Raw genomic sequence first — 8,224 nt, forward strand, 5'->3', positions numbered from 1 at the left:
TCACCCCCTTGAATCTTGTATTCGGTTGAAAGATTGGTACCTCTGTCTAATAAGTAATTTACGAATGAGTTGGATGTTGATGACTTTCTTAGTCATTCTTCGTATCTCTTACGAGGTAGTAGCACTTATTAGTTCAGAGGAGCACAAACACTATCTAATACTTATCAAAATAGGAGTGTATACGATGTTGTATTTAGGTATTGATATTGCCAAACATAAGCATTATGCATCTATTATGGATTCCAACGGGAATCCTGTGGAAAAACCATTCCCAGTCTATAATCATAGAAAAGGAGGCCAATCATTATTAACGAAAATATATCAACACATTGACGCCCCAACAGCAATTAAAATTGGAATGGAAGCTACTGGACATTACTGGTTAGCGTTATATTCCTTTTTACTAGACCATGGATTCTCAGTGATTGTACTGAATCCGATTCAAGCGAACGCGTGGCGTAAAGGAACAGAGATTAGAAAAAGAAAAACCGATGCCATTGATGCGACAATGATCGCTGATATCATTAGGTTTGGGCATTTTTTAGAAACCCCTCTTGTAAATGAAAAAATGTTTGCCCTCAAACAACTCAGTCGCTTTCGTAATTCACTCGTAAGTAATATGGGGGATTTAAAACGTAAAACGCTTATCATATTAGATCAAACATTTCCTGAATACCAAAAGATGTTCTCAGATGTTTTCGGTAAAACTTCCACACAACTCTTACTGGAATATGCTTCTCCCAGTGACTATGAACAGGTATCGATTGATGATTTGACCCAAATAATCGAACAAGCAAGTCGTAACCGACTGGGCAAAGAAAAGGCGCATCAGATCATCGAGTCCGCCTCTCATTCATTTGGTATTACTTTCGGTAAAGAAGCATTCTCATTCCAACTAAAAATGTTAATGGAGCAAATCCACTTTATTGAAGTTCAAATCAAACAATGTGAAGAACAAATGGACCAACTCCTTATTGAATTAGATACCCCTATAACGACAGTACCTGGCATTGGACCTATTTTAGGTGCCACTATACTAGGTGAAATTGGAGATATAAAACGATTTGATAAGCCTTCAAAACTCGTCGCTTATGCGGGCATCGATGCCTCTGTATCCCAGTCGGGCCAATATAACTCGACAAGCATGTCTATATCAAAGCGTGGCTCTTCCCATCTACGTAGAGCATTATTTCAAGCCGCCATTACTGGTTATAAATATGATCCAATTTTGAAAGCTTTTTATGAGAAGAAAAAACAGCAAGGAAAACATTATTACGTTTGTATCTGTGCATTAGCCAGAAAATTATGTCATATTATTTACGCTATCTTAAAAAGCAATAAGCCTTATAAAGTCCCTATCCATATCGCCTAAAAATCAAGTTACTATCTTGATTTTTTTTAGCCTTTTCTCAAGGTTTATTTGGTGTACTCTTTTTTCAGCGGACACTTCCATTATTTATCCTGCATTTCATCCTTGACTTTTCATAGTTGGTCTTTATTAGAATTTAATACCATCTAACATAAAGTCGAATTCATCCACAAGAATGTTATCCGCTTGCCATAGTGCATGAATAAAAGCTTGGAATCCATCTGTTTTGCGCTTATCTTCATCTTTTTTCAGATATTCTTTGTTGCCGTCTTTTTTGATGTGGACATAGACGTTGTTGGTGTACCAGCGCATTAATGGATTATCACCAAAAATAATTTGTCCATTTGCAAATAGTGTTTCAACCCGCGGAGCTAAAAGCGAATGAATCGCTCTTGGATTACGGATATATAGTAACGTGAAACCTTCTGCTTCCAGTGCTGCTTTAACGAGATCTAGACGGAAATTATCAGCTACAATTGTACTAACGCCGTATATTTCCCGCATGTTTACAAACCAATCTACAATATGTTGGATGTTAATGACCGGTTCATCCACAATAGTAAGTAACCCTTTTTCTTCCCATTCTTTAATAGGCGCCTTTAATTTCACTGTGTCTAAAAACCCTTTCCTTACAAAAGAATGTGTTTTCCAAATGAAATCATTACCATGCTTAAATAGCAAACCAACTGCCGCGAAGTCTTTAATTCTCGCATAATCGAGGCCTCCCACAGCTGTTTTGTGTTTTAACTCTGGAATGCCCCTAAGTGTTTCCCCATCTTCTTCAAAACCTGTACGCATGATTTCTTCCCATGAAGCTACAGACTTTGTTAAATCCGTTTCAGGGTAGTTCATACGTTTTGTTATGAATTCTTCGCGATTCGATGGATTGTTTGCTAACTGTTTATATTGAGTTAATACCTTTTTAAATAAACCTTTCGCATAAGGACTTCTCGGCTCACTAAACATAGGATTTGCTTTTTCCCACACATCAGGATGATCAATTTCTTCTGGATCATCAATCTTACAGATGAAAGGAAATAGTGGATCTTCTAAATCTTCACCTTTTAAAATATTCATAGCTCGTTCTTTCGTCTTATCTAGAAAACCCTCACGAACAAAACCATCTGTACCAATAAAAAATTCTCTAGCATTTGGCACTTTCCCAAGTCCACTAGAGAATACGTTAACTACATCAAAATTTTCATATCGATGGATTTCATCATAAATAACACAACCGTCACGAAGTCCATCTTTAGAACTTGCATTAGATGTATGATATTGCATAACGCTCTTTGTATCATTACCAAGTATTTCAACCTTCGTGCGGTAAAACATGTCTTCTAATACTTCTTTACCTTCAATAACATCATACACTTCACGGAATGATACTTTTGCTTGCTTCTCATTGTTGGCCACAATGGAAACATTGTATCGATCTATTCCATGTAATGGACTAATAAAGAAATGACATAACGATGAAATCAAACCATTTTTACCGCCACCACGAGCCATCATAATAAGAAATTGCTCGTAAAAAACAGAATCGTCTTCTTTATAGAAAAGAAAAACAAATGCGGTTAGGAATTTTTGAAATGGCTGTAAGGTAAAATGCCATCTCTCTGTGAATTTGATGTAGCTTTCATGCATGTCCGTATCAAAATATAAATCCTCCCGTGGAAATATATACGTTTCTAGATACTCCATCAGCATGATACGCTCTTTATTCCATTTGATTTTCCCTTCCCAGTACGATTCTATATACTCACTCACATAGGTAGGACAAATCATATCAAATCACTTGCCACGTACTTCCTCACTTCTTTCTGATTCCTTTCTTCAGGCAATAAGTCTGTCAGTTGCTTCATAATCCGTTGATACGATTGATCCCGCGTATTATATAATCTAGCAACAGGTCGCTCTCTTTCATACGGCTCTGTTTTATCAGATTGAGAGAACATTTCATAATCACCATTCTCAGATAGGTCCATCCACATTTCATTTAATGAAACACGTAACCTCGCCGCTTGTACGATTAAGCCCTCTACCACTTTTAATTTCCTTGTCGGGATATCTTGAAATAATGTCCGTAAGCGTTCGGTTTCTTTTTGAACAAGGGCATCACGCTCTACAGTATCTGTCATAGTATCACCTCGATTCCATCCTCTTTTTAAACAAGGGGAGGGGTCCCACGCGAGAAAGCGAAAAAATCCAGAAAATCGACCCCCTCCTCCGGTGCCCCTTAGACGAAAAAAAGCCCAATCCTCGAACCGGGGGGGTTATTACCGAATCATTTTTACCACTTTTCATCGTTTTCCCATTTATTCTGTTTCTTTTTGAATGTTCTACCGTGTTCTTTATTGTGGCAATCCACACAGATTGTTTCGAGATTATCTATTTCTAATGCAAGTTCTGGATGATGTTCAAGTTCTTTTATATGATGGACAACAAGTTGAATCTTCTTACGCTTCGCACTCTCACTGTACTCATTGGTATCGATGCGAACATGACCATTACGTTTACACTCTTGGCATTCATAGTTGTCACGCTTCTTTACTTCTTCACGCAATTGTTTCCACTCACCACTATCATAGAACTTACGCTTCTGTTGTTTAGTTTTGTATTCTTTCATTATTTTTTACAAATTAACTTTCTTCTAAAAATTATCAATGATTTTATTTATTGTACTCACTTTTCTCGTTTCATATTGTATTGTCTGACATCTTTATTACCACTCTATCTCAATATTATATTTTTTGTAATCCTTATATATTTCGCAAGTTCTTTCTCATCTATCGACACAAAGATTGAATCCATCACAACTACCTTCTCAAGATGAGTTAGTTCTATCCCTCTTCATCCTTCGAATGTTTCTTTAGCCAATCCGCTAATCCCCCTAGCGATTTCACCTTTCCCTTAAATATCCATACATCTATCTTTCTTTTTAATCGAACAAAAAAAGAAGAATTGCATTGTTTGTATTTTTCTTTATCCCTCTTCAATAATTCTTTCATTGTTAAACTGATTAAATATTCTTTTGAGTAAGGTACAAAGCGTTTTCCATACCATTTGTAATACTTGAAGTACGTTACATCAATTCCAACTTTCTCGTACACTTTAAGATGTTTGTTGTAAGTTTTATCGTCTATATGGTAAAGACCAAGCTCATCAATCTTCTTTTGTAAATCTGTATCGACGTTATCCAATCTTCCCTCACTCCTTATCTTTCTCCAATAAAAAAACGCCCAAATGGATGTTTACTAATTTATATTCATTTATTTGGTATACAAAACCAAAATTAGTACATATTAAAAATGTTGGAGAACATACAGTATCGCTCACGCATTGAATGAATCCTTCCTTAGTTATTTTTCTTCCTCCTGAATGAAGAGCGTACTGTGTAATCTATAATCAAAATTAACCATCATACTCTTTCATTAAAGTTATACAGTCGTTCTTCATCTGTTTTTAAAGTCTAGATTAAGTTCCACAAGATAGTAACTCATTAAGAATTGTTTCTAAAACGGCTTTCACATGTTTTAGAACTACCTTTAGGTTTAATTATTTCAATTTCATAAGATTTACCTTTTGATACTGCTTATAGGTGGTGTTCGCTTATTTTCCTGTCCTTGTACATACACTCTTCTCCTATCTTTCTCCAATAAAAAAACACCCAAATGGATGTTTACTAATTTATATTCATCTTTTTTGGTATGTAAAACCAAATATAGTAAATATTAAAATTGGATGAAGAACATACGATACAATTGGCACATGGCATACCCAGGAATGCAATATACCAAATATATCAGTTCTTCTTCCCATTTCTATTCAGAAGGTTGAAGAATGTACGATGTAAATTCATCAAAATTACCTACCACACATTGTATTATATTGGCATTCTTCATTCCCTCACCCACACTGTTATGAAAAAGGAAGCTGTCATGAAATATTCTCATTATCTGATTCTTCTTTCTCATTTTTCCGTGCATTGTATACGCCATAATATTTTATAACTAAAATAAAGTTAGTCATACCTGAAACTGTTTTTAATATTTTTCTTTTACTAATTTTGCTATCTTCGTTTATTCAGGACTTCAATCGCATTTTCTCTATCTGTAACAGCGCTATAAAGCTTTGTAAAATTGTCAAAAGTGACAAACGAAAAAGTACCTGTTTTCACGAGTACTTGTCTGAAAAAAGTTGAATGGAATTGAAAATTTGCTTTATATACTATACTTGTCTCTTATCAAGTATGCATAGAGAAAGAGCACCTGTGCCTAAGGTACCCCTTCAAAAATGAGATAATTTGGTCTTCTATGTTGAGGATGAAATAAGCAGGTTAGACTTGCTCCATATCCTACTGTATGCATGCGTAGGAATGCTTACTACAACATTCATTACAGTATGTGATATTTATAGCGCAGATCTCTTATGTACTTTCCACACACTACCCCGAAAAGGAGTTTATTATGAAAAAGAAAGTTCTAATGGGTTCGTTGATTATTTGTATGTTGCTCTTTATATGGGTTATATTTAATTCCTAGTATATAATTATTTAATGGGCTTAGTTATACATCCAAAGAGAGTCTATCATGAAGCTACTTCCATATATCCCCTTACCAAGTGGCTGGCTCGGTTTATTCGCCTATTGGTATGCTCGTTTCTTTTTATACCATTTTTGGTTTCTATAGAAAAAGAGAACATCTTTTGTAGATGCTCTCTCTTATCAACGGCTACATTCAATCTGCACCATTGAAGCTGGTTTCGGATTTTTGTTGCCGCATAATCGAACCGTTTAGAATATGAAATTTGCCATTGTAATGGGTGATTTCCGTCACCTTTCACTTTCCCATACTACCATAATACCTCATTTTTCGGGGCCAAAAGTGACATGATAGTGACATCTTTTATCTTTCTCCTAATTTTTCAGCGATTGCATTCACTATTCCATCTCGCCAGCGTAATGCAGTCCGCTTTGTTATGTGAAGGTCTTCTGCGATTCCATCCCATGTCTTACATTGAGGTTTTGTCCAATATTTTAATTTAACTAGCTTTTGTTTCTCTGGCTCTAACAATACATATACATGTTCAATTGCGTCTGCTAATTCTTCTAGGCGTCTTAGTTTTTTATGTACCGTCAACTTTGTTCCGATGCGTTCCGTTGGGCGATCTGGTACATTCTTTCTCCCCCCTCCGATGCTTTCATCATCATGAGGTGAACACAAGATCAGATTCTTTCGCAAGAATGCAATTTCACGCAACGTATCATTGTAACCATATAACTCACTCTCAAGATATTTAAAAGTAGCTTCTTTCATCTTCGGTTGTTGCTTTGCACGAATCATTCACATCCTCCTGACACCGTTGATTTATCGTTCTTATAAAACACGCTTTTTCAAGTGATCACGTAAACTACCAGCGTGACATTTTAAAGGCCTTGCAATTTCCGCATAGCTCATTCCTTTATTCCGTAATTGAACCGCATCCTCACACAACTAACCCCATTTCCATTCTGTATTCTTTTTTCTCACATTCTCCTCCCCAGACAAACTCTCTCCTAACTGATACACTTCTTTTCCCCACCCACAATGCTAGATACAATGTTTATATGATCCGAATAAATATTCACATCCACGACAATGTTGTTCTTGTATATTTATAATTCGAATTCTCTTTTCTTTTGCGTTCATCTTCCATTCTCCCCCATTTTTTCTTTTTCCTTATGATAGCAAAAGAAACGTACTTTGTTTATGAAACTTATTCCGGCATCTGAAATAGCTTGCGTTTTTTCAATTCTCAATACAAGTGACTCACATGGCACCTACCTCTTTTGCAATATCTGGGTACGGTACACCTTGTTGGAAGAGTAGAACCGTTTGTTCCCCCCCTCATTCCATTTCTCTTCTGGCGTGAGTACACAGATTGCCCTTTTCTTCCGACGATGTCGCATTTTCTTCTCCAATTTCATTCCACCCTTCTGTACAACATTTTGATGTTTTTACACACTATTAATCACCCTCAAATGGAGTGGACTTCTGATTGAAAATCATGTAAATGGCTCCGCTCACTACATAAAGCAGTTCGGTTTTGCCAGTTGTTCTTTCTGGTTTGATTAACCTTTTATTGAACATGAACATACACTATAAAAAAATTTACTCATTTAGAAAAATTTGATTACACTAGTTTTCCCGAAAGGTATTGAAGTCTGCATCTGGATTTAAATACCTTTTTCGGTTTAATTAACCATTTATAGAAGATAAACATATATTATTAAAATTGTAGGTATACACTGGTTCGAGAGCCCTTTACTTCAGGGCTCTTTCTTTATAAACACACTTATCCATGTTTCTCCCCAAAATTAAAAAATGCCCGTTTTAAGATAATGCTTTGCTTGGTAATAAAAATGATGATAAATCCAATTCCCACTGAATTTCTTATCCAAATACACAATTTCAAAACCGTATTTTGCTTTAAATGTATTTAGCCTTCCCAGTAAAGCCAATGGATTATATTTTGACTGATACTTCCCTTGCAACATCTTTTCGTATCCGTGTAAGTCCTCCACAATTAGAGTGAAGGGAATATCTTTTGAGCGAATCAATTCATTTTCAAACGCTGTTTGCGTATTTTTTTGTAAGTTCCCTGTGATTTCATCCATGTGAGCTTTCCGTTCCACCCGACTGTCTAAATAAATATCACGTGGTATTCCAAGCTCTTCGTTCTTAGGGATCATGCAACCATAATCACCGGTATCTAATTTTTGATTCTTTATCGGTACACCCTTTTGATGTAAATAATCAAGAATATGTCCATTTACATTTTCACGAGTATCTACCACGATTGTGAGTGTTTTAA

Annotated in this window: 7 protein-coding genes; 1 reads left to right on the forward strand and 6 read right to left on the reverse strand. The window is 35.8% G+C overall.

Translation table 11 applies throughout. The features are described 5' to 3' along the window. The first annotated feature begins 184 nt into the window (after positions 1-184). Complete coding sequence (locus AB3X49_RS14285) at positions 185-1,372, forward strand: IS110 family RNA-guided transposase (RefSeq protein ID WP_367962883.1); 1,188 nt, start codon at positions 185-187, stop codon at positions 1,370-1,372. Between the two features lie 126 nt (positions 1,373-1,498). Here AB3X49_RS14285 and AB3X49_RS14290 read toward each other — a convergent pair whose 3' ends face one another. The 6 genes from AB3X49_RS14290 to AB3X49_RS14315 form a co-directional block, all read right to left on the reverse strand. Next, positions 1,499-3,157, reverse strand: coding sequence for a terminase TerL endonuclease subunit (locus AB3X49_RS14290; RefSeq protein ID WP_367962885.1), 1,659 nt, complete (start codon positions 3,155-3,157; stop codon positions 1,499-1,501). Further along, positions 3,154-3,510, reverse strand: coding sequence for a hypothetical protein (locus AB3X49_RS14295; RefSeq protein ID WP_367962888.1), 357 nt, complete (start codon positions 3,508-3,510; stop codon positions 3,154-3,156). The genes AB3X49_RS14290 and AB3X49_RS14295 overlap by 4 nt, the downstream gene beginning before the upstream one ends. A 152-nt stretch (positions 3,511-3,662) precedes the next feature. Beyond that, positions 3,663-3,998, reverse strand: a complete 336-nt coding sequence (locus tag AB3X49_RS14300; protein ID WP_367962890.1) for an HNH endonuclease — start codon at positions 3,996-3,998, stop codon at positions 3,663-3,665. Positions 3,999-4,212: 214 nt separating this feature from the next. Further along, positions 4,213-4,572, reverse strand: a complete 360-nt coding sequence (locus AB3X49_RS14305) for a hypothetical protein (protein ID WP_367962892.1) — start codon at positions 4,570-4,572, stop codon at positions 4,213-4,215. A 1,704-nt stretch (positions 4,573-6,276) separates the two neighbouring features. Continuing rightward, a complete protein-coding gene (locus AB3X49_RS14310; protein ID WP_367962894.1) occupies positions 6,277-6,714 on the reverse strand; it encodes a DUF722 domain-containing protein in 438 nt (145 codons plus the stop codon). Between the two features lie 1,013 nt (positions 6,715-7,727). Beyond that, the coding region (locus AB3X49_RS14315) for an ERCC4 domain-containing protein (RefSeq protein WP_367962896.1) at positions 7,728-8,224 on the reverse strand (497 nt) is incomplete at its 5' end.

Source organism: Bacillus sp. C30 (assembly GCF_040838255.1).
GTDB lineage: Bacteria > Bacillota > Bacilli > Bacillales > Bacillaceae_G > Bacillus_A > Bacillus_A mycoides.